The organism is Mycolicibacterium duvalii, from assembly GCF_010726645.1.
Lineage (GTDB): Bacteria > Actinomycetota > Actinomycetes > Mycobacteriales > Mycobacteriaceae > Mycobacterium > Mycobacterium duvalii.
On record NZ_AP022563.1, the window covers coordinates 2,975,810 to 2,998,244 of the forward strand.

Sequence of the window (22,435 nt, forward strand, 5' to 3'; positions counted from 1 at the left end):
GATCACGGTGCTCCGTCCTCACAGGTCGCCATTCCCTGCGATAGTAGCGGCGGCGATACCGTCGAGGGGCCAAGCCAGGACCTGGCATTCGGTGTTGCTCAGCCACGCGCGACACCGCCGCGCCGGATGCGCGGTATCGGCCTTCCCCACCTGGGTCGGGCGGTATAGTCCAGCCCCTGTTGGGACTTGGAAACTTCACCACCCGAAAGTAACTCGCGTGCACCCTGCCACTCCGCCGTCGGCGATCCTTCGGGTGTTGGTCGCGACGGCGGCCCTGCTGTGGGCGATGCTGCCCGGCGCCGGCCCGGCGCTCGCCCAGCCCGAGGCAGGCCCCGCCGAAATCAGCCTGGGGTGGCGCGATCTCGGTCTGGCGCCGGACATGCTGTTGGGCACCAACACCGCCACGGAGTTCACCGTTCCGGTGCCGGCGGGGCTTAACGCGGTGCGGTTGCGCGGCGTGATGCGCGCTCCGACCAACATCGGCGCCGGTTTCCTCGAGGTCAGCGATCGCAGCGGCCGGCTGCTGGCGGCGGTGGACCTGCCGGCGATGGCGGCCGCGCAGGCGGCGGTGCCGTTGGACATCGACGTCGCCGCCGCGCAGGTGCAGGACTCCTCGATCGGATTGTCGTTCACGGTGCGGCCGACCGACCGCGCCGACCAAATCTGCGGCCCGGTACAGCAACTCGCGATCAGCGAGCTGAGCATGCTCTACGTCGGCGCCGATCCCCCACCGACGACGGTGGCGAACTTCTTCCCGCCGGTGCTCGAGCAGGTGGCGGTGTATGCGCCCGTCGACGCCGACGCCGCCGAGCAGCAGGCGGTGTTGGCGTTGACGTCGACGCTGAGCCGGCGCTATCAACCGATTCCGCTGGAGGTGCGGGTCGCCACCCTGCCGCGCGGCGCGCTGCCGCCGCCGGCCGCGCCGCTGGAGCGGGCCGTCGTGGTGGAACGCGGACAGGCCGGCCTGCGCGTGGACAACCCCGGCGGGCCGGAGGCGTTCCTGCGGATCTCGGGCCGCGGTGACGAACTGACCGCTCAGACCTCGCTGCTCGACACCGGGTTGCAGTCGCTGGCGCAGGTCACCGCTGCCCGGGTCGACCAACCCGGCGCGCGTGACGACGCCGTCGGCGACACCGTGGCGTTCGCGCAGCTGGGTATCCAGGCCCGCGCCGATGTGCTGCGCAGCGCCAGCTTCAACGCCGGCGTCGACCGGGCGGCGCTGGGTTCCGGCCGGATCGAGTCGCTGCGGGTGCATCTGCTGGCCGACTACACGCCGGTGGCGCCGAAGGATTCGGCGACGGTGACGGTGCGCTCCGGCGACGAGGTGGTCTACACCGGGATGCTCGACGAGTCCGGTCGGCTGGACACGACGTTCGAGCTGGCCGGCGCCGCCCTGCCGCAGCGCGTCGGCCTGGACTTCACGGTGACCTACACCCCGGGCCAGGAGTGCGGGCCGTTCGTCGCGCCGCTGTCGTTTCAGGTCGATCCGGAGTCGACGCTGACGGTGCGCCGCGGCGGCGGCCCGCTGCACGGTTTCGGCGCGTTCCCGTCGGAGTTCGCCGGCGACTTCTATGTCGGTCTGGACGGCAGCGGCCCCAACCAGTTGGTGCACGCCGCCGCGGTGGTGGCCGCGCTGGCCCGGCTGACGACGGCGGAGTTGACGCCGAAGGTGGTGGACTTCCGGTCGGCGGTGGACAGCGAGTCCGGCGCGCTGCTGGTGGCGAATTCGGCGGCGCTGGAACAGACTCCGCTGAACCCGCCGCTGAGCGGCAACGGCTCCTCGGTCAGCGCCGACCTGCCGGGGGCGCTGCGCGCCGAGGTCGACAACGGGCTCGGGTCGATCCAGGCGTTCGCCGACCCGGCCCGCGACCGGTCGGTGGTGCTGGTGACCACGACGGGTGCGTGGACGCTGGTGGATCCGCTGTTCGGGTATCTGGCCGGGCTCGACGGCGGCTGGTCGGCACTGTCGGGGGACGTGCTGGCCGCCGGGACCGCCGGAGTGCCGACCGACCTGTCGATCCGCGGCGCCGACGCCCCGGTGGATGACGAAACCGCCGGGGAGTCGCGGGTGCCGTGGCTGTGGATCGCGCTCGCGGTGCTGGTCGTTGCGGCGGTCGCGACGCTCGGGCTCTGGGCGTGGTCGCGTCGGCGCTCCACCGACCGGGACGCCTGACGCGTCAGCGGCGCGGCAGTTCGGCGCAGATCGCCTCGGCCGCGGCGTGGGTCGGGATTTCGGCTTGCCGTCGGTGGACGTGGGTGTGGCCGCGGGCCTGCAGGCCGGCGCGGGCCGCGTCGTCGAGGCAATAGCGGCGCAGCAGCGCCGCGAGTTCCTGCGGGTCGTACGGGTCGAAGTAGTCGGCGCCGTCGCCGCAGGTCTCCCGCAGCGGCGGGATGCGGGAGGACAGCACCGCGGTGCCCGACGCCATCGCTTCCAGCGGCGGCAGCCCGGCCCCTTCGTTCAGCGACGGCATCACCAGCAGGTCGGCGGCGGCGACCAGGGCGTGCAGGGCGTCGAAGTCCAGCCGGCCGATCATCTGCACGCGCTCCCCCAGCGTGGTGGCCAGTTCGTGGACGCGCTCGTCGAGCATCTTCACCGAGGCGCCGCTGCCCGCGATCACCAGCCGATGCGGGATGTCGTGCTGCACCTGGGCGTACGCCTCGAGCAGCAGCGGCAGGTTCTTGTGGCGCTTGACGTTGCCGAGGTAGAGCAGAAACTTGTCCTGCACCGGTGATCGGCCGGGGTCGGCGGGCTGGAGCCACTGCGGCCCGACCGGGATCGGAGTGACGACGAACCGCGCGGACGGCACGTAGGCGGCCAGCGCATCGGCGGCGGCCTGCGACGGGCTGAACAGGATGCGGGCGCGGCGGGCGTCGAGGCCCAGCATCGCGCGGGCGTAGGCGCGCCGCAGATTGCTCTGGCCGCTGATCTCGGTCGGCAGCAGGTGGTTGTCATCGTGCACGGTGATGAAGGCCAGCACGTCGCGGTGGCGCGGGCGCAGCAGCGTGAACGGGAACGGGTAGTGCGGCGTCCAGAACGCCCTGGGGCGGACGGCGTCCAGGGCGTGGTCCCAGGCCCGCTGTTCGTGCAGGGAGTACATCGGCGCGTTGGTCGGGTCGGAGTAGACGACGCTGGTGGTGGCGCCGACGTCTGGGGCGTAGTCCCGGTCGGCGAGCACGGCCAGGGTGCGGCCGTGGCGTGCGAAGACATCTTCGAGCGCCGGAATCTGCACGGTGATGTAGGTGCCGATGCCGCTCTGGTCGATGTGGCGGGCATCGAACAGCAGATCGACGCGCTCCCCCGGTGTGCCCAATGCTCCCCCTCGTGTGTCGGTTCGAGGTTAGCTCGGTGATTCCTCCGAGCCGAGCGTGTCGAAGACCTCGTGATACAGCAGTGAGTGCACGCGTTCCACCTGCGGAATGTCGGTGAACTCCAACGGATCCTGCGATGCCGACTCGATGATCAGCGTGCCCTTACGGAACATCCGGTCGATCAGGCCGTGGGTGAACTCGACGCTGTTGATGCGCGCCAGCGGGATGTCGATGCCCGACCGGGTGAGCAGCCCGTGGCGGAACATCACCCGTCGGTCGGTGATCACGAAGTGGGTGGTCCACCAGCTCAGGAACGGCCAGATGGCCAGCCAGCCGATCAGGACGAACCAGACGGCGGCGATGACCAGGAACACCACGTTCTTTGCCGTCGGCTCCCACGCCAGTGTGTTGACGTAGCCGGCCAGCAGCGACGCGGCCGCGGTCGCGATGATCAGGATGAGTGCTGCCGGGACCAGCCGCCCCCAGTGCGGATGGCGATGCAGCACCACATGTTCGTCTCTGGCCAGCACGTTCTCGGGATAGCCCACGCGTGCACTTTACTGAGAAGCGGGCCGTTGGTCGCGGTCATTGCTACAGCTCCGCAACACAGGCCGCTGCCGGACTTCAGGAATTTGCCAGGAAGTAGACAGCGGAAGCGTAGATTCTTCCTTGTGCCTCAGGGGGATTGCCGGTGCGGACACGACCGGGCGGCTCACGAACACTATCGAGCGGGAACGGACTGTTCTGTGTGTGAGTGCGTGCGGTTCCGATTGGCCGGAATGGATTTCCGGGATCGAGTAAAGCATTGGGTGAGTCGCGCCCTCGGGCTCTAGCGACTATCCGATTCTCCGCCTAGTAGGCGCCGGAGTGGTTGAACATCGCCTTAACCGTTTTAAGGGCGATGAGCAGGTCGGAGATCATCGACCAGTTCTCGACGTAGAACAGGTCGAGGCGCACCGTGTCTTCCCATGACAGGTCCGACCAGACCGGGCGCTGACCTACCGAAGCAATGCGCCGCCTCGACGCGGTCTGAAACCGTCTACCGCCCACTAATTAACGACGTCAACGCGCCTACTTGACAATGAAAGGCGTGATCTTACTGAAGCGACCGCGTCGAACGGGAACTGCGCTCAACCTCTTCCGACTGATCATTCGGCGCCAACGATCTGATCAAGTTTATCCACTGCTCAACGGCCGCATCTTCGTCGAGCACCGATTCGCGATATCGACGCCCGTTGCGACCGAATTGTTCGGCCGCCTTCGCATCGGCGGTCACGGCGAGTACTGCGTCAACAAGTTCGTCAGGAGCACCAGCGCGCACCACGATCCCGGCGTCGGCCGCCAGGACTTCTGAGGCGGTTATACCCTCGGCCGCGGTGGCGGCGACGATGGGGCGCCCGGCATCGAAATAGGACGTGAGCTTGCTCGGCACCGCCATCGCAGCAACGCCCGGCTTTTCGTTGACCAGGAGGACATCGGCAGCGCAGAGGGCGAATCGATACTCTGCGTCGTCCAGCGGATCGACGAAGGTTAGTCGCGAGATACCGCGGGCTAGCTCCTGCAGCTTGGCTCGCTCACCACCGTCCCCGACGAGAAAGAAGTGGATGGGTGCGCCGCGCTGCTCTGCGACACGCGCCGCGGCGACAATCGTTTCTAGGCCCTGCTTGGCGCCCATATTCCCGGTGTGGACCGCTATCACTTCGCCCGCCGGCCAACCCAGCTCCGCTTTTGCCGCGGTGGCGTCCATTGGGTCTGTCTTCGGCAGATGCGTCCAATTTCGCACCACGACCACTTTCGACTTGTCGATCCCAAGATGCTCAATCAAGAAATCCGCGAACCGCTGGTGGATGACGACAACACGGTCTGCGCTGCGCAACGTTCTCGATTCCGTCCACTGGGTGATGCGGTGGGCGGTTCGACCACCCTCACTCGTCTCGGCCATCCCAAGTGAGTAGATGTCCTGTACCCAAATGATCAAAGGAGTCCGCCGCGGGCTCAGTCGCTTCTTAAAAACGGCAAAAGCCGTGGAGAATAAGGAAGGCGACACTGCGATTGTCACTCCTGGACGACCCCAGCGTGCGAACACCAACCGAATACCAAAGCTTAGTTCCGAAATCAAGCGGCGGACCCCCCGGGGTGGGTGTGGCACGTAGTGAAGGCGGCGGTGCACGTCGACCCCGTCAATGGTTTCCGTGTAACTCCAGTTGCCGTATCCGTCAAGGATCTTCCATTGCGGATAGTGAGGATGGGCCACGTGCGCCTCCACGCGGAACCCCCGGCGTCGCAGCCCAACGGCGAGGCCACCTGTATACGGCGCGATGCCCGTGTGCTCCGGTGGATAGTTCAACCCGAGTATCGCGATGTCAGGACGAGACGGCATAGCAACAAAGCCTAGGAGTCTGCTGAATTAGGGGGAGGGCGGGTGGGCGCTCGGCAACTCGCGCAATCTGCGGCGCTCCCAGTGCAGGCGGCGGTCCGAGACGACGCGCTCGTCGGTGCGCAGCACGTTCCCGGGGTAACCCACGGGGAAACTCTACTCACGGGCCTGCTGCAGCAACAGGTGACATCTGAGTTGGCTGGCCCTGGGTCGGTGGGCACCGTCACGTCGGTTTCCAGGCGATTTAATAGGCACCAGAGTGACTGAATACGGCCTTGATGGTCTTCAAAGCAATTAGAAGGTCGGAGATCATCGACCAATTCTCGACGTAGAAAAGATCAAGGCGCACGGAGTCTTCCCAGGAGAGGTCGGACCGCCCGCTGACCTGCCAAAGCCCGGTGATGCCGGGCCGAACCAGCAGTCGCTTCATCGCACGCTCGTCGTAAGTTTGGACCTCCTTACCGAGGGGTGGACGAGGACCGACGACACTCATGTCACGCTTTAGAACATTGATGAATTGCGGCAGCTCGTCAATACTAAACTTGCGCAGCAGCCTTCCCACAGGCGTGACGCGAGGATCCTGCCGGATCTTGAAGAGCACTCCCCCTTCGCTCTCGTTGAGTGTGGCCAGCTTCTCAACCATCTTGTCGGCGCCGTCGAACATTGTTCGAAACTTGATCATCTCAAACGGCTTACCGTCAAGCCCAATGCGTTCAGCACGGTAGAAGACTGGGCCTCGGCTGGTTAGCTTGATCGCGAGACCGACTAAGACAAGGAATGGAAGTCCGCACAGTAGGACTGTGATCGCAAAAGTGATATCGAAGAATCGCTTCTGGAAGCGCTTCGCCCCGCTGTATTGCGGCTTCTCGACATGAATAAGGGGAAGACCACAGACCGGACGCATTTGAAGGCGCGGACCAGCTACATCGACGACACCCGGTGACACCAGCAGATCGATGTCCAGCTTCTCCAGCTCCCACGATAAATCACGCATCCCACGACCATCGAGTCGCTCGGTAGCCGTGACGGCGACGGCGTGACTACCAGTCGCAAGGACAGCGCCCACCACGTTCGACTCGTCACCAAAGGTGGGGACGGAGCCGACACCAGGCACCTCCACCGAGTGGCGCTGGATCGGGCCTGGAACACAGGCACCCACGACCTGATACTCGGAGGCCGGCTCACGGGCCAAGGACTTGGTCAGGTCGCGCACCGCCGCGCTATTGCCAACAACCAAAACGCGAGTGATGCATCGCCCATGTCGCCGCCGGGTAGCCGCGACGATCTGCCGCGCTGCCCAACGCCCCAAGCTGAGCAGCAGCAAACCCACAGGGAGTGCGATCATCAGGTACCCACGCGCGATTTCCAGCTTGAACAGCATTGAGACGATCGCAACGAACCCGAATACGGACATGGTCGCTAGCCAGACGCGGCGATATTCTTCCGCGCCGGAACCAATCACCCGCGTGGACCGCGACCGGTTGATCGACAGCGCTGCCATCCACGTCGCGACTATCAACGCCGATACCACCGTGTAGTTCCAGACCAGCCCGGCCTGTTCCAACCCCTGCAACGTTGCACCGAAACGGAGGCATTGAGCGAGACCGACGGCGAGGACGATTGCCACCAAGTCAACTGCGACAAGTCGCAGCGCATACGCCTGCTGCCACGTCGGAATCTTGCCTGGTATCGCAACCATGTTAGCTGATGCCGATACGTGCTCGTTTAGCGCTGTCACTATCCCCCCGCACTCTCCCCTTGGTTAGGGACTTTAGCCCAACAGGAGCGATGTTCTCAACAGTTCGGCTTGTTCGCTCAGCGCCTAGCGAGATCGACACCTCGATGAAGAACAAATAACGGTTTCGCTACATCCGCCGTGACGGGCAAGCCCCGAAATGCTCGTGCTAGGTGACTCGGAAATGGCCTGCGAAACCTGCCCCGCGACCTGCACCTAACGTTCGTTACCGCCAGCGCACCTTGATGTGCGAGCAAAGAGGGCCATGACAGGCGGTAGAAGCTCGACTATCAAGGATCCGGCCATCTCGTAGGCCTCTGCCCCGTGCCCCATCGGATCTGGCACGTCGGCTACATCCGATCCAACCAGATGCGAGCGGAGTCGCGAGAGGTCCGCAATGGTGACGGCGCCGCATGCAGATACGAGCCGAGCCACCTCCGCGAGCATAAACGTATGGTGAAGTTTGCTCGGCGCCAGTTCGAGGACGGCGTCCCTGTGCGCTCTGGTCATAGTCACAATGAGATCGGCGGGCGCGGCAATTCTGGCCGTAAGTTGCCTCGCAGCGAAGGCAGATGCATCGCCACCCAATCGTTCAAGAACTCGCGCTGCGTCGGCATGAATGGGATGGCCGATGACCGCCCGAGTGCCTGCGCTCGACACGGCAAAGTTCGGAATCGATAGTTCAGCGCCGGAGCGGAGCGCCAGACGCTCCGCGGTGGGCGATCTGCAGATGTTACCGGTGCAAACGAAGAGAAGATGCAGCGCAGTCTCCCAGTTGAGGAACGTGACCTGGTAGGCGTCCCCGCCTAACCTGGGCTTCATGCGACCGCGGGAACCGCTCACATAATTTAGCAGCACCGCCACGGCGTCGCAGCACGCCACACCTTCTGGGCCGACCACACCCTGGCCGCGCCACGTAGAGCAGGTGCGCTACCGTTCGTCCTCGAGACCATCGCAATACGCTACCGCCGTTACCAGTTTCGATGATGTGCCGTACACACCGTCACCCGTCACGCTCATCCGAACGCCCAATCCAAACAGACTCGCCGCCCTCATCGACGACGCCTCACGCCGGCACCCAGGAGCGGTCAACAACCTCGCCTCAGGCACTGCTCACCGGAGCTGCCGTGGGCAACTTCAAGTGTCAGGGAGGCTGCCCGTTGACCGCATCGCGGACAGTTAATCAAAGAACAATGAAACTGAAATAGCTTCAGCACGACGATCACCGTGCCACCACAACGACGTCGCCGAGAACCGTGGCGCCACGCCCATCAATTCGTGCAGAGCTTCGCTCGTGGCTCACTCCTAGACCAACACCGACGACGCCGATCTCCTCATCCACAGCGACGTGCAAGCCTCGCCGGGACCCATCTGCTGGCGGCGATCAATGCTCGCCAGACCCAGATGCAGACCTGCACCTTGATCCGTTCCGCGCGGCGATGCATGCAAACATCGTCATGGCGTAAATATCGCAGGCTCGCAGCGCTCCGAAGCGGCGTCCGCCGCCTGGCAGGTAGCTACCTGGGAAAACGCTCTGCGCAACGACTCAACCCGCATTGGATACCAACGTCTGAACCAAGTATTTAAGAAGGCGGTCATTGTCCGCATGCCCAGCCACGCTGCGGCCCGGTCTTTGCCGCTCGACGTCGCGCCGAAGACGCACCACCGGACGATTGTGCGATGCCTTAAGGCGGCATCAGCGCCAAACCCATTGACCGCTCACTGCAGCACACACCTCCAGAACCACCTACGCACACCAGATAGGGGCCCGGGAAGTCCGAAGTCGTTCAAACTATCTTGCGGTAGATCCGCGCGGTGTCCTCGGCGCATCGGGCCCAGGAGAATGCGGTAGTTCGCTCATATCCGCGGGCACGCAAATCCGTCTGTAATCCATCATCTGCTGCGACTCGCTCCAGGGTCCCGCATAATTCCTCGGCATTCTCGGGATCAAAATACACTCCCGCGTCACTCACCACTTCTGGAATTGCGCCCGCGTTGCTGCAAACCACCGGGCATCCGTGGCTCATCGCTTCAAGAGGCGGGATCCCGAAGCCCTCGTACATCGACGGATATACAAATGCGACAGCCGTCCGATAACATTCCGCCAACGCCGCATCAGACCCTGACTTGTACCGAACTCTTCCAGTCAGACCCAGTCGTTCAATCTCTTTATGCTCGGAGGCGGCGAAGGGCGGACCGCCAAATGCTACCAGTTCAAATTCGCGTAACAACTGCGACTTGCTGAACGCCGCTAATAGCGTGCGGAAATTTTTGTAGCCTCCTCGGTTGCCCACATATAGGAGTGAAGGCCTATTTTTGGTTCGCTGCACTTCTGCACCACCACTTGCAGAAGTTAGTGAGTAGCCGAGATGTACAACACTTGTTCGTGCCGGATCGATCTCGTAGAGACGAATTAGGTCGCGCCTCGTCGTCTCCGATATGCAGATAATGTGGTCGGCCCGATCAATAGCAGCACGCTTCGTGATGCCCATGCGCAGACGTTTCACCTTAGGTGCAAAAAGCTCATGAATCATGTCGTACACCGTCACGACCCGCCGTCCACCCTTGCCTACGGGCAGCATTGTGAAGTATGTCTCGTGAACAATATCTGCGTCCATATTCGACCAAGCGAAAGGCGCTGCGAATCGATTCGCAAGGCCCACCATATGTCGAACGCCCGCGAAGTCATATGGGACGTACCGACCGCGCACGAAAGAGTACGGAGGTTCAGATTTCAAATAATTGTTGATGTAGAGGGGGGATACAATGGAAACGTCCGCCACTTCGTTACTTGATAGTCGGCTCGTCAGTTCAAAAAAATACCGCGAGATGCCTCCATATCGCTGCATGGAAAATATCCGATGATCGAGTGCGACTTTCAAAGGTCTGCAGACTCGATGCGCTCAGCGTCCACCATCGCCTCAACTACCTCCTTCATCCGGTAGGTCGGTGCCCAACCAAGAATCTCGCGGGCCCTGGATGGATCACCGAGTCCTTGATTCAGGTCAGAGGGTCGCATCAACATCTCTGAAAGCTCGGTGTGCTCACGCCAATCGAGTCCCACACACGCGAAAGCCGCCTCCACGAACGACTCAAGTGTGTTGCTCTCCCCTGTTGCGATGACGAAGTCGGAGCCGGTGGGTTGTTGCAACATTCGCCACATCGCGTCTACATATTCGGGAGCCCATCCCCAGTCTCGTTTGATCTGAATGTTGCCCAGCGTGAGGTTCGTGCGATCACCGGCGGCAATTCGAACCGCTGCCTTGACGATCTTCTTCGTCACAAAACGCTCAGGACGCAATGGCGATTCGTGATTGAAGAGAATGCCGGTGCTCGCGTGCAACCCGTATGCTTCACGATAATTCGCGACGAGCCAGTGTGCCGTACTCTTCGCTACGGCGTATGGACTTCGCGGATGGAAAGCCGTTCGTTCGTTGGCCGCATATCCTCCAGTGTCGCCGAAACATTCACTCGAGCCAGCGCTATAGAAGCGAATCGGTCTCTCTAGGAAGCGTATAGCTTCAAGCAAGTTGACCGTTCCCAAAGCCATACTTTCGAGGGTTTCGACCGGCTGCTCAAATGACAGACCGACCGAGCTTTGCCCCGCCAGATTATAGACCTCTTGAGGATCTGTTCGGCGTAGGACGTTCAGCACGCTACGGAAATCATTTGTCGCCATAGACTCCAGACGAACGTGCGGAAGTATTCCTAGCCGAGACAGATTTGTGAATCGGCCAACCTGGGTGTCACGGGAAGTCCCAAATACCTCATACCCTTTGTCGAGCAGCAGACGCGCCAAGTAAGCGCCGTCCTGGCCTGAAATGCCGCAGATGAGCGCCTTCATGCCAATCGACTTATTACAGCACTGGCCAACACACCAGAACGAAACGTCAGCGTGGCGGCCATCAACCGATAGTCTGAGCCTGGTCCGTCGTCGCGAGAATTTACCGCGACGATGCTGCCGCAATTGCGTCGCATTTTGTCGGCTACCTCGCGCATGGTGTCGAAGTCGAAATTGTAGAGGCGGCGGTACAGCACGCTAGCAATTCCTCCCCCAGAGACCCTCCCGCAGCGTCGGCATACGGCGAACGATGAGCATAACGTACGGCACTTACTCGCCACGGGCAACCCGGCTTCCCGAATGTCAGACGTTACCGACGAGATTAGTCACGCTTGGCGCTCTCAGTTCGGATTGTAGCGCTTCGGAAAGCTGTGGCCTTCGTATCTGGCGGCGTAAAGCGTTGCGACCAACGCACGCTGACCAGGGATACCGGTTTGGTTTGCGCTCGATAGCCGATTGACCTCGGGTTCATCTCGGCAATTAGATCAGTTGGTATTGAGCCGGAGAGGACGTCGAGGCACGCCTACCGGTGTTATCGATCTACCTGGGCCATCGGGAACCGATGGACCTATTCGTATCTTTGGGCTGCCCCAGAACTGCTGCCGCTGGGGGCTTTACGCCTGGAAGCAACCAGCATTCCGAGCGGCACCCGATGAGCCTTGTTGCCCCAACACTGCAGGCATTCTTCACCCGAAGGAACGTTTCACCCCAAGGAACGTTAAGTCAGTCCACGAACCAACGCGTCCTACCGTCACCCTTCGGCTGCTGGTCGAGTTCACACAGGAGCGCATCCGCAAGGCGCCCTCCCGGCCGGAGTGGACCGATCCCGACGCCGACCTAATCGCGGCGTTCCTCGTTACCTCGAGCACGTCCGGCGAAACAGCACCCGCACCCGCAATCTTCGGCTGGCTGCGATCCGTTCCCTGTTTGGCTTCGCCGCTCTGCGCCACCCCCAAGCACGCCGGGGTGATCCAGCGGGTCTTGGCGAGACCGGCCGAACGGTTCGACAAGCAGCTCATTACCTTTCTCACCGGCTACTGGGATCGAGGCCCTTATCGACTGTCAACGTCGGGTGAATCTGGACCCCTTTTCGTCGGTTGAAAGTGGACCCCCGTTCTAGGTTTGTTTGGTGGTTGTGGCCGCGGGGACGCGGCCGAGGTCTCGGTCTTTGAGTCGGTAGCTGTCTCCTTTCATGGAGAGAACGTCGGCGTGGTGAACGAGGCGGTCGATCATGGCGGCGGCCACAACGTCGTCTCCGAAGACTTCGCCCCATCGGCCGAAGGGCTTGTTGGAGGTGACGATCAGACTGGCCCGCTCGTAGCGGGCGGAGATGAGTTGGAAGAACAGATTGGCCGCCTCGGCCTCGAAGGGGATGTAGCCGACTTCGTCGATGATCAGCAGTGGGATGCGACCAAGTTTGATCAGTTCCTCTTGGAGTCGGTCACCGTGGTGGGCAGCGGCGAGGCGGTCGACCCATTGGGCTGCGGTGGCGAACGCGACGCGGTGGCCGGCCTGGCATGCCCGGATGCCCAACCCGATGGAGAGGTGGGTTTTTCCCGTGCCCGGTGGCCCGAGGAAGATGACGTTTTGCTTAGCGGCGATGAAGTCCAATGTGCCCAGGTGGGCGATCTGCTCGCGTCTGAGCGAGCGTTGATAGTCGAAGTCGAACTCTTCCAATGCCTTTCGTGCCGGGAATCGTGCTGCCCGGATGCGGCCCTCACCGCCGTGAGCCTCGCGGGCGGCGACCTCGCGCTGCAGGCACGCGGCCAAGAACTCCTCGTGTGTCCAGGTCTCAGCGCGGGCCCGCTCGGCCAATCTGGGAATCGCATCAGCCAGCGAGGGCGCCTTGAGGGCACGGGTCAAGAACGCCAACTCCGCGCCGACATCGCGGCTCATTGCCGCCGTGCGCTTGGTCGTCACGACGCGACCTCGCCGTCGAGACCGAGGAGGCGGTCGTAATCGGCCAGGTCCCGATAATCCACTCCGCTGTCATCGGGCGGTGTTGCGGTGGCCAGCCAGCGCTGAGTGCGCAACCGTGCCGCGGCGGTGACGTGGGTGGGATCGCTGATCGTTTGGTGCGATGCCCAACAACGCTGGTGCTCGCCGACGAGGACCGCGTCGCAATGGATGAGCACCGTGTGCAGGTCGGCGGTGACGGTAACCTTGCGGCCGATCACCGAGGGATGCACCGAGTAGTCGTTGGCGTCCAACCGCACGTAGTGGTCCCTGCCCAGCCGCACCGTGGTCGTCCAGCCGACCGCCGGCGGTGCAGGTGGCAGCGCCACCATCGCTGCCGAGTCGGCGGCCCAGCGATCGGTTGGCCGGCATCCCAGACTGCGATGGGTCCGCGCGTTGGCGACAACTAACCACGTGGCTAGTTGTTCGTTGAAGTCGGCGGGTGAGCTGAACGACCGACCCGGCAGAAACGAGGTCTCCAGGTACCCGTTGGCCCGCTCGACCAGACCCTTGGCCTCGGGATCCGCAGGCCGGCACAGCACCACCTTGATGCCCAGCATCCCGCGGAAGCCGTTCATCGCCGTGGTCAGCTCCGGCTTACCGGCCCGCCACTTACCGATTGCAGATTCGTTGTCCCACACCAAAGCCCGAGGAACCACACCCCATCCACGCAGCAGTTCCCAATGGCCGCACAACAGATCCGGGGACTGGCGGCTCGGCAGCATCATCGCGGTGATCATCCGCGAGTACCCCGTGACCATCACCAACACCGGAGGCCGACCGGTCTGGCCATGCCCCAAGGGCACGTCTACCGGTGGGAACCACAGATCACACTGGGCCAGCTCCCCGGCCAGATACTGCGTGCGTCCCGACGGATCCGGTGGCAGATACAGCGGACGCAGCTCCCGGATCCGGTCCTTGAGAATCGTGATCCCGTACGCCCAGCCGATCCGCTCGGCGATCACCGTTGCCGGCATCCGCGGATACGCCTGCAACAGCTCCCGGATCTGTGGCTCGACCGCGTCGACCTTCGAGCCCGTCCTCGCCCGTTGATACTTCGGCGGCCCCTCTGCCGCCAGCGCCCGCCGCACGGTATTGCGGCCCACACCCAGCACCCGGGCGATCACCTTGATCGGCATCCCCTCCGACCGGTGCAACCGGCGGATCTCAGCCCAATCCTCCACTGACATCACATCCTCAGAATCAACCGAGGGGTCCAAATTCGGCCGACGATTAGGGGTCAGTGTTCACCCGACGCCGACATCGACGCTCCCGAGACCGATCGATGGGAAGGCCAACAGAGACCGCGCTAGTGCTTCTGGCGATCCAGACCGTGCTGCGGGTCTCAGAACCGACCAGTCTCCACAGTGACGACATCACCTTCGGCGACGGATCGAGCGCTCGCTGTCTGGGAAAGGCCGAAGCCGGCGCGGTTCCCCTGACGACGACAACCCAAGCAGTGCCCCGCACCTGACGCCCCGAGCGTGGCGACGTGCCTGATCAGCCGTTGCTTCCTATCCGGACCGGGCGCCGGCTCAGCGCCGACGCAGTCGAACGGCTCGTTGGACTTCAAGCGGTTGCGGCTGCGCGAACATGTCCCACGATCCGAGCGGCTGAACTGCACCCGAATTTGCTGCGGCACACCTGCACAATGTCGTTGCTGCAAGCCGGAATCGACAGTGCGGTCATGGCTTTGTGGCTCGGTCACGCCGACATCCGTTCAACCGGCATCCACCTACCCACCGACCACCGATGTCACCATCAAGCAGGGGGCACTCGATGCGATGACCTCGCCGCCGACCAACCCCGGCTGCTAACGCCGCGTGACAAGCTGCTCACCTTCCTCGAAGGCCTTTAACTATCCCGACTACAACAGCAGCCCCAGCCCCGAGATCGACACCCCCACGATGTGTTCACCACCTCCACCCGGTACGACTCGGCAAGTCACCGGATAGGCATAGGTCGACTTATCCCGAGTCAGGATAGCTCGACGAATTCGGGTTTGCTGCGCTCGATGACACCGGCACCCAGTTGCTGGTCCACTTGTTCGAACAGTGGGGTGATTTTCAACCCGACCGGACCACCGCCGTCTGCATCCTCGACCGCCTGCCGCACCACGCCACCATTGTCATCACCGACGGCGACCCCTACCGCATGAAAGACGCCCAACACAGGAAGGAGAGTCCCAAGCCGGCCTAGGAACTACCGCACGGAGCGGATACTTCGATACGGCCCAGCGGATACTTACACCTGGCCATTGACAGCCGGCAGGCTCCACTGAAGCTCGATCCGATCGGGGTGACGGGCCGCGACGGGTCAGCACTAGTGGTGACGTTGCACCGCTTGCTGCGCTCGACCCAGAGCGGGCCATGCCCATTAGTCGGTCCACCTGATCCCCCACGGCGTTGTGGCCGTCGCGCTTCATCGCGTGCACAGCTTTCGGCGCTTAACCGACTACCTCAATCACCACACCAAGGTGGCCGGCCGCTACGCCGTTCCGTTCGCCAATGACGCCCTCACGCTGATCCGCAATCCCTTGCGCAAACACCCCGCGCGTTGAACGCTTCGTCCTGTGCGCCCTCACCGCTAGATGATGCAGCGAGTTACTAGCTGGACTCATAGCCGTACTCAGCAAGATAGTCCGAAGCCAGGTCCGCTATTGCAGCTGATTGCCTAGGCGTTAGCACCTCTCTCCAGCGGCCTGCGGCAGCCGTGTTGAGGGTAGGACTCCACTTGTCGCCGATGCCCCGCATCGCAGTTTCGATGTCGCAGCGCTCTTCCAATCCCACGGCCTGCAGGAGGCGAAACAGCGCAGCTTCCAGGTTCTCTCGACTTGACGCTTGCGCAAACTCTTCGAACTTAAATGTTGGAATGGCGTTGGGCCAACCCTTAAACGATCGGAGACGCGTACCGATATCCGCTAGCCCTCTAACTGAGTCGCTTGTTTTCCAACCAAAAATTAGAGAATCTAGACGTTCGGACCGGGTGCTATACGTAGACGTCAAGTGACGGTGGGAATGGTGACCTTTGAATGCCTCGATATAGTGCAACTGCGAAACGACGATATCGCGCGGATCGCGCACAATGAATACCGGCGACACATCCGCAGAAGAAACAATATTTTCAGTGAATTCATCGAAGAATAAATGACAATTTGCAAATGTTCCCGGAGGAACTTTTCGGATAGCACGCGATAGATCGCGCTGATTATATAGGGGCATTTGCCCTTCAAGCCTTTGGGTCGACGCGAAATGGTCATGGACAATAAACTGCCCTGAAAACTTTACTCCGGGAACCCTATTTAGCACACTTGAAACTAAATGTGTACCAGCCTTTGGGATGCTATTTATCAGTATGGGCCGACAGACCCCTGAGGCGGTCATGGCGCGGTAAAATTTGTATACAGGCCAGCCCGTCTTCCTTAATATCATCACTCGGCGCGTGGCGCGCACGAGCTCAGGAGCACTCCTCATGCTAGAAAGCTATCACGTTGTTCAGTGTCGGGTGCGATGGGTTGCGCGTCCTTTATGGACCCGCTGCGCTCTGTCCCTCTCGTGTGGCGGGCTCAAATCCGAGGTGTTAGCCGTGGCGCGATTGCGCTCAGATCTCCCCAGAAGCAGGTGCATACATCACCCAAACACCGATTGTGAAAATTGACGCGTATCGGTAGATGATCTAGGCAGGCGCCTCGGTAGCGTGGGCGATCTAGGAGGCACGCAGCAGTTGTTTAGATTAATTTCCGCGAGCCAGTCTAGTCTCATGGCTAGAATCCGTTCTGACCTCTGTCTAAGGAGCCACAACAATTCCGGAATAGCAGCAGGCATCGTTGATCGGTCTCCCTCCGCCGAGACGACGCTCGCTGCAACCCCTTTGCCCGGGATAGCGCGAACAAGTCACCACTCAACAACTGCCCTGGATGGTCTTCCAAGACCGTTTACCTGCGGACTTATTAGCCGCGCTGGTAACCATGTATGGTCCGTCAGCGTTGCGGGATTGTTTAGAATCCACCCGGGGAGGCCGACAGCACACCCGCCAATGCATGAGACCCTTTCGCAGTCACTCCCCACTCACCGCAGCCATCGCTTGAATCCAAGGCCCTACAGCGGCCCAGCCCGCACGGCCCGTCACAGGTTGATTGGGTTGTTCGCCGGTGGGCCCGCCGGCGCCACCGCCCTCCCGCGGTAGCACAAGCGTCTGTCGCTTGGGTCATCCCCACGGCCCGCAACCAAAGTCGATAGACCGACAAGGCAGGTAAACCGAAGGCAGCATACAGTTTCGGATGGCGGACCCACGGTGTAGGCATGTCGCTACTATGGTGCGAGGGTCCGCCACCCAAACGAAAACTCTTACTAATCGTATGTCGAGGGAGGCGCAAAGCGTGAAATTCTTCATTACCGGGGCGGCGGGCTTCATTGGTTTTCACCTAGCGGCACGACTGCTTAATGATGGCCATTCCGTTGCAGGCTATGACGGAATGACCTCATACTATGATGTCAAACTAAAGAAGGCGCGGTTAGCGAAGCTTCAGGAATTTGAGAATTTCGAGTTTACGGCTGCCATGCTGGAAGACCGATCCGCATTGGCGCTAGCGTACACCGAGTTCGAACCACACATAGTTATACATTTGGCGGCGCAAGCGGGAGTCCGCTATGCGCTGGAGGCCCCTGACGCCTACGTAGGTTCGAATATGATTGGAACCTTCAACCTGCTGGAAGTTGTCCGCCAAGGGATGCCCGAGCATCTATTGTTTGCGTCGACGAGTTCTGTATACGGCGGGAACGAAAAGATGCCATTCAGCGAGATCGACCGCACCGACTTTCCCGTATCGCTATACGCCGCAACAAAAAAGTCCGGTGAAGCGATGTGCCACACGTATGCACACATATTCAGAATACCGACGACTGTTTTTCGGTTCTTTACTGTGTATGGCCCATGGGGGCGTCCGGACATGGCGCTGTTCAAGTTTGTTAGAGCTATCAACCGCGACGAACCGATTGAAGTTTACGGCCATGGACAGATGGCGAGAGACTTCACTTATATCGATGATCTCATCGATGCCATCGTTGCGCTAAGTGGGCTAACGCCCGGCGATAAGCGGGCTGCTAGTAGTGATTCTTTGAGTCCGGTCGCACCTTTCCGTACGGTAAATATCGCGGGCGGGACCCCTGTGGAGCTAATGGAGTTTATAACGGCGGTTGAGAGCGCGATGGGCCGGACCGCTAAAAAAGTTCTGCGCGGTATGCAACCAGGCGATGTTGTGGAGACTCACGCTGACCCCACCTTACTACGCGAGATGATCGGTCAAGTGCCCTCGACGCCAATAGCCGAGGGCGTCTTACGCTTCGTTAGATGGTACCGCGACTACTACTTAGAGTGAGGGTTACCTGTGTTTTTGCCGCAACTGTGGCTACACAAGTATGTTCGTATGCCTCGGCGATGAGCCGTGACGGGGAGGCAAGATGAGGCGCCAGCAGTCGCTGGGGATACAAGCAATTACGCTCGCAATAGGCCTGGGATTTGCTCAGCTGCTTGTTGCCGTTCTCTTTATCGTGACTGCGCGGATGATAGGTCCCGATGCATTTGGTCCAGTCGCTTCGGCAATCACTCTTGGGATTGTAGGAGCGGGCTTGATGGATCTTGGCGCGACCCAGTATTGGATTAGGGAGTCGGCAAGTGATCGACTCACGCAGGGGGAACTGAACTCAAGAGCATCGACCCGTCTTTATATTGTTTCTATAATAGCTGCAGCTGAGATCGCAGTCGCAGGTTGGCTAGCGCCTCAATTCGTCGCCACCGGGGTTATGCTATTCACCACAAGCCTTTCTATAACTGTCCTAGTCCCTCTCAGGGCAGCATGCAAGGCCGATTATGTGGGCTGGCTTACGCTCCTAGGCCGAGGCGCGTCGGTAGTTGCATTTTTTGGGCTACTCAGCGTAGAAATCGCCCCTAGTGTGTCTTTGTGGTCCTCCTTAGCATTTGGAGACTTGCTGCGAGTGGTTTTCACATATATCGCAACGCCCGCGAGCATGCAGGTTCGTTTGCGTACTCGACTGCTGAGTAACCCGTGGAGGGGCGCTCGCTGGTATTTGATGATCTTTTTGGCGTCAAATTCAAGACAATTAGACCTGCCGATTGTTGGGTTCCTGGCTGGGCCCTCGGCGGCCGGGATCTACGGTGGTGTAAATCGGTGGACACAGCCTCTGATGCTGGCCACTAGCGCTTTTTCTTCGGCAGCGGCCCCCTACTTCGCCAAAGAATTACATATTCGGAATTTACGCCGGCCTCTGCTCCGCGCAACCCCAATGCTTGCCATACCGCTCATCCTCTGCGTCTGGCTCATATTCGAAGCAGACTGGCTGGTCTCCCTGCTCCTCGGAGACGCCTATGCGGGCTCGGTGTCGGTGCTGAAGTGGTTGGCTGGGGCGATGATCCTAAATGTTCTCGTACAGCCCATGCTTACGGCGCTTCAGGCCAGGCGCTTCGATCACTTTGCTGCCGCCATTTCAATGGCTTCGGTTGGTGCGCAACTTGCAATAGTGGTTACACTCGCCCCTACCATGGGGGCTTTAAGCGCGGGAATAGCTTTCTTCGCTAGTCAAGCTCTTCAGCTGCTTGGTGTTATTGCGTGCGTGGCTGCCATATTGTGGCGCCGGAATGTATCCGTGATCTCGTACTTGAGGGACTGACGCTCTCGTAAGGAGCGTATAGGTGAGGCACCGGTCATCCTTTTGACCTGATTTTGCATCGCAACGTTCCAGGAAACCGCTGGCCGGCCCGAGTCCCCCCTGTGACCCGACTTGGCTCAAATTGGTGTGCACTGTCGCTGCGATTCGAAGTAGAGCGGCGCGGAGGTCGTCGGGTAGCGGTCGGCGACGGTGAGCGTCTGGTCGCCTGCCTGGATGTTCACGGTGCGGAAGCGGCGAGCGCTGCGCACGAATTCCTTGATGCTTAGTCGGTTTCGGTCTGGGTGTGGTGGCTGACGACCATCTCGGCGACCACGGTGCTCAGGCGGGCGTCGATGGAATCGTGCAGGTGGTGGTAGATCGCGGAGGCCTGCAGATCGTGATGGGGACCGTCTGGTGGTCAAGCCGCTATGCCACTTGTGGTTCGGTGTTGACGACGGTTGAGAACCCGGCCAGTCGCGACGGCTGAAAAGTAGGCCACCCAATCAGATTGGATGGGTGATCTCCTTGGAAGACTGGGCCTTGATCCGGCATCTTCACCGCAGCGAGGGTTTGTCGCAGCGGGCTATCGCGAGGCAGCTGGGCATTGCGCGGGATACGGTGGCCAGCGCGCTGGCCAGCGACGGTCCACCGAAGTACCAGCGAGCCTCGATGCCGTCGGCGATCAACGAGGTGGAGCCGCGGATCCGGGCGTTGTTGACGGCGTACCCGCGGATGCCGGCGACGGTGATCGCCGAGCGGGTCGGCTGGAGCGGCTCGATCTCCTGGTTCCGTGAGCGAGTCCGGGCGGTCCGCCCGGAGTACCTTCCCGCCGATCCGGTCGATCGGCTCGAGCATCCGCCGGGTCGGGTGATCCAGTGCGATCTGTGGTTCCCTGCGCCCAAGATTGCGGTCGGTTTCGGCCAGGAGATGATGCTGCCGGTGCTGGTGATGGTCGCCGCGTTCTCCCGGTTCATCGCCGCAGTGATGCTGCCCTCCCGCCAGACCATGGATCTGGTGGCCGGCATGTGGCAGCTGCTGGCGCAGAACTTCACCGCGGTGCCCCACGAACTGTGGTGGGACAACGAGGCCGGGATCGGACGTCGCGGCCGGCTGACCGAGCCAGTCACCGCCCTGGTGGGCACGCTGGGCGCTCGGCTGGTGCAGCTCAAGCCCTATGACCCCGAATCCAAGGGGATGGTGGAGCGAGCCAACCGATATCTGGAAACTTCGTTCCTACCTGGGCGCAGCTTTACCTCCCCCCACGACTTCAATGAACAACTCAGGCAGTGGCTGCCGACGGCCAACAGTCGTCGGGTGCGGGTCCTCGACGGTCGGCCGATCGACTTCCTGGAGGCCGATCGGGCCCAAATGCTGGCGCTGCCGCCGGTGCCGCCGATGGTGGAGTCGGTGAGCTCGGTGCGGCTGGGACGCGACTATTACGTGCGGGTGGCTGGCAACGACTACTCCGTGGACCCAGGTGCGATCGGCCAACTCGTCGAGGTGAGCACCACCCTGGCCCAGGTGAGGGTGACCCGGTCAGGACGCCTGCTGGCGGCTCATGACCGCTGTTGGGCGGCGCGACAATCCCTGACTGATCCGGCCCACGTGCAGGCTGCCGCGGCGTTGCGTCAGCAGTTTCAAACCGGTCCGCCACCGGCGGCAGGTGATCATCTGGTCCGCGACCTGGCCGACTACGACCGCGCGTTCGGTGTCGACTTCACCACGGCCACAGTCCCTTCCGATGGTGAGGTGGCATGAGCATGGCTGAAGATCCCCTCAAGGCTGTCCTGCACTACGCGCAAGCGCTCAAGGCGCCGCGCATCCGTGACTCCGCCGCCCGACTGGCCGAGCAAGCCCGCGACGCCAACTGGACCCATGAGGAGTACTTGGCGGCAGTGCTGTCACGGGAGGTCTCGGCCCGCGAAGCCTCCGGTGCAGCTACCCGAATCCGCTCGGCCGGGTTCCCGACCCGCAAGTCGTTGGAGGACTTCAACTTCGATCATCAACCCGCGCTGAACCGGGACATGATCGCCCACCTGGGTACCGGCGCCTTCTTGGCCAAGGCATCCAACGTGGTTCTCCTCGGGCCGCCTGGCACCGGCAAGACTCACCTCGCGATCGGATTGGCCATCAAGGCCGCCCAAACCGGGCACCGCATCGCGTTCGCCACCGCCGTGGACTGGGTCGCCCGCCTCAAGTCTGCTCACAACGCCGGGCGCCTGCCCGCCGAGCTGGCCAAGCTGCGCCGCATCAGTCTGCTCGTCGTCGACGAGGTCGGCTACATCCCCTTCGAGCAGGACGCCGCCAATCTGTTCTTCCAGCTGGTCTCCAGCCGCTATGAACACGCCTCACTGATCCTGACCTCGAACCTGCCCTTCGCCCGCTGGGGCGACGTATTCGGAGATCAAGTGGTGGCCGCGGCGATGATCGACCGCATCGTGCACCACGCCGACGTCCTGACCCTCAAAGGCTCCAGCTACCGGCTCAAGGACACCGGAATCGACACCCTGCCCTCCGCCAGAGCCGACAACACGGCACAATAGCCACCGACC

Annotated in this window: 16 protein-coding genes and 3 pseudogenes; 7 read left to right on the forward strand and 12 right to left on the reverse strand. The window is 61.9% G+C overall.

Annotation, left to right across the window (positions count from 1 at the left end; all coding sequences use genetic code 11):
* Nucleotides 1-217 precede the first annotated feature (217 nt).
* Nucleotides 218-2,173, forward strand: a complete 1,956-nt coding sequence (locus tag G6N31_RS14000) for a hypothetical protein (protein ID WP_234815441.1) — start codon at nt 218-220, stop codon at nt 2,171-2,173.
* A 4-nt stretch (nt 2,174-2,177) separates the two neighbouring features.
* Here G6N31_RS14000 and G6N31_RS14005 read toward each other — a convergent pair whose 3' ends face one another.
* The 10 genes and pseudogenes from G6N31_RS14005 to istA (G6N31_RS14060) form a co-directional block, all read right to left on the reverse strand.
* Nucleotides 2,178-3,311, reverse strand: coding sequence for a glycosyltransferase family 4 protein (locus G6N31_RS14005; RefSeq protein WP_098005116.1), 1,134 nt, complete (start codon nt 3,309-3,311; stop codon nt 2,178-2,180).
* A gap of 27 nt (nt 3,312-3,338) precedes the next feature.
* Nucleotides 3,339-3,857, reverse strand: a complete 519-nt coding sequence (locus G6N31_RS14010; protein WP_098005115.1) for a PH domain-containing protein — start codon at nt 3,855-3,857, stop codon at nt 3,339-3,341.
* Between the two features lie 304 nt (nt 3,858-4,161).
* Nucleotides 4,162-4,290: pseudogene (locus G6N31_RS14015) on the reverse strand (sugar transferase); the annotation flags it as partial.
* Nucleotides 4,291-4,405: 115 nt separating this feature from the next.
* Nucleotides 4,406-5,689, reverse strand: a complete 1,284-nt coding sequence (locus G6N31_RS14020) for a glycosyltransferase family 4 protein (RefSeq protein ID WP_098005114.1) — start codon at nt 5,687-5,689, stop codon at nt 4,406-4,408.
* A gap of 241 nt (nt 5,690-5,930) precedes the next feature.
* On the reverse strand, nt 5,931-7,385 hold the full coding sequence (locus G6N31_RS14025) for a sugar transferase (protein ID WP_276058130.1): 1,455 nt from the start codon (nt 7,383-7,385) through the stop codon (nt 5,931-5,933).
* Nucleotides 7,386-7,637: 252 nt separating this feature from the next.
* Nucleotides 7,638-8,243 (reverse strand): arsenate reductase/protein-tyrosine-phosphatase family protein, encoded by a 606-nt coding sequence (locus G6N31_RS14030; RefSeq protein ID WP_098003870.1) that lies wholly within the window; start codon nt 8,241-8,243, stop codon nt 7,638-7,640.
* 965 nt (nt 8,244-9,208) lie between these two features.
* Complete coding sequence (locus G6N31_RS14035) at nt 9,209-10,303, reverse strand: glycosyltransferase family 4 protein (RefSeq protein ID WP_098003850.1); 1,095 nt, start codon at nt 10,301-10,303, stop codon at nt 9,209-9,211.
* Nucleotides 10,300-11,265: a GDP-mannose 4,6-dehydratase gene (locus tag G6N31_RS14040; RefSeq protein ID WP_098003849.1), complete on the reverse strand. Its 966-nt coding sequence runs from the start codon at nt 11,263-11,265 to the stop codon at nt 10,300-10,302. Before G6N31_RS14040 ends, G6N31_RS14035 begins: the two co-directional genes overlap by 4 nt.
* Nucleotides 11,266-12,378: 1,113 nt before the next feature.
* Nucleotides 12,379-13,158, reverse strand: a complete 780-nt coding sequence (gene istB / locus G6N31_RS14055; RefSeq protein ID WP_098003869.1) for an IS21-like element helper ATPase IstB — start codon at nt 13,156-13,158, stop codon at nt 12,379-12,381.
* Between the two features lie 20 nt (nt 13,159-13,178).
* Nucleotides 13,179-14,411 carry an IS21 family transposase gene (gene istA / locus G6N31_RS14060; protein ID WP_098003848.1) on the reverse strand — a complete coding sequence of 411 codons (1,233 nt, stop codon included), beginning with the start codon at nt 14,409-14,411 and terminating at the stop codon, nt 13,179-13,181.
* A gap of 299 nt (nt 14,412-14,710) precedes the next feature.
* On the opposite strand from istA (G6N31_RS14060), the gene G6N31_RS27430 reads away from it, so the two are divergent.
* From G6N31_RS27430 to G6N31_RS14075, 3 genes and pseudogenes are all read left to right on the forward strand, one after another.
* Entirely contained in the window at nt 14,711-15,076 is a 366-nt protein-coding gene (locus tag G6N31_RS27430; protein WP_234815331.1) for a tyrosine-type recombinase/integrase, read from the forward strand.
* 128 nt (nt 15,077-15,204) lie between these two features.
* A pseudogene (locus G6N31_RS27240) lies at nt 15,205-15,417 on the forward strand (ATP-binding protein); the annotation flags it as partial.
* A 208-nt stretch (nt 15,418-15,625) separates the two neighbouring features.
* The gene (locus tag G6N31_RS14075) at nt 15,626-15,778 is read left to right on the forward strand and encodes a hypothetical protein (protein ID WP_163722171.1); all 153 of its coding nucleotides are present in this window, start codon (nt 15,626-15,628) and stop codon (nt 15,776-15,778) included.
* A gap of 46 nt (nt 15,779-15,824) precedes the next feature.
* Here the strand turns inward: G6N31_RS14075 and G6N31_RS14080 are convergent, their stop codons facing one another.
* Complete coding sequence (locus G6N31_RS14080; RefSeq protein ID WP_109790838.1) at nt 15,825-16,691, reverse strand: sulfotransferase domain-containing protein; 867 nt, start codon at nt 16,689-16,691, stop codon at nt 15,825-15,827.
* 905 nt (nt 16,692-17,596) lie between these two features.
* Between G6N31_RS14080 and G6N31_RS14085 the strand changes: the two genes are divergently transcribed.
* Nucleotides 17,597-18,595, forward strand: coding sequence for an NAD-dependent epimerase/dehydratase family protein (locus tag G6N31_RS14085; protein WP_098003868.1), 999 nt, complete (start codon nt 17,597-17,599; stop codon nt 18,593-18,595).
* Between the two features lie 1,444 nt (nt 18,596-20,039).
* Here G6N31_RS14085 and G6N31_RS27435 read toward each other — a convergent pair.
* A pseudogene (locus G6N31_RS27435) lies at nt 20,040-20,283 on the reverse strand (IS1634 family transposase); the annotation flags it as partial.
* Between the two features lie 116 nt (nt 20,284-20,399).
* On the opposite strand from G6N31_RS27435, the gene istA (G6N31_RS14095) reads away from it, so the two are divergent.
* Together istA (G6N31_RS14095) and istB (G6N31_RS14100) are read left to right on the forward strand one after the other, a co-directional pair.
* Entirely contained in the window at nt 20,400-21,641 is a 1,242-nt protein-coding gene (gene istA, locus G6N31_RS14095) for an IS21 family transposase (protein WP_098003846.1), read from the forward strand.
* A gap of 2 nt (nt 21,642-21,643) precedes the next feature.
* A complete protein-coding gene (gene istB / locus G6N31_RS14100; protein WP_435404812.1) occupies nt 21,644-22,426 on the forward strand; it encodes an IS21-like element helper ATPase IstB in 783 nt (260 codons plus the stop codon).
* Nucleotides 22,427-22,435: the final 9 nt, after the last annotated feature.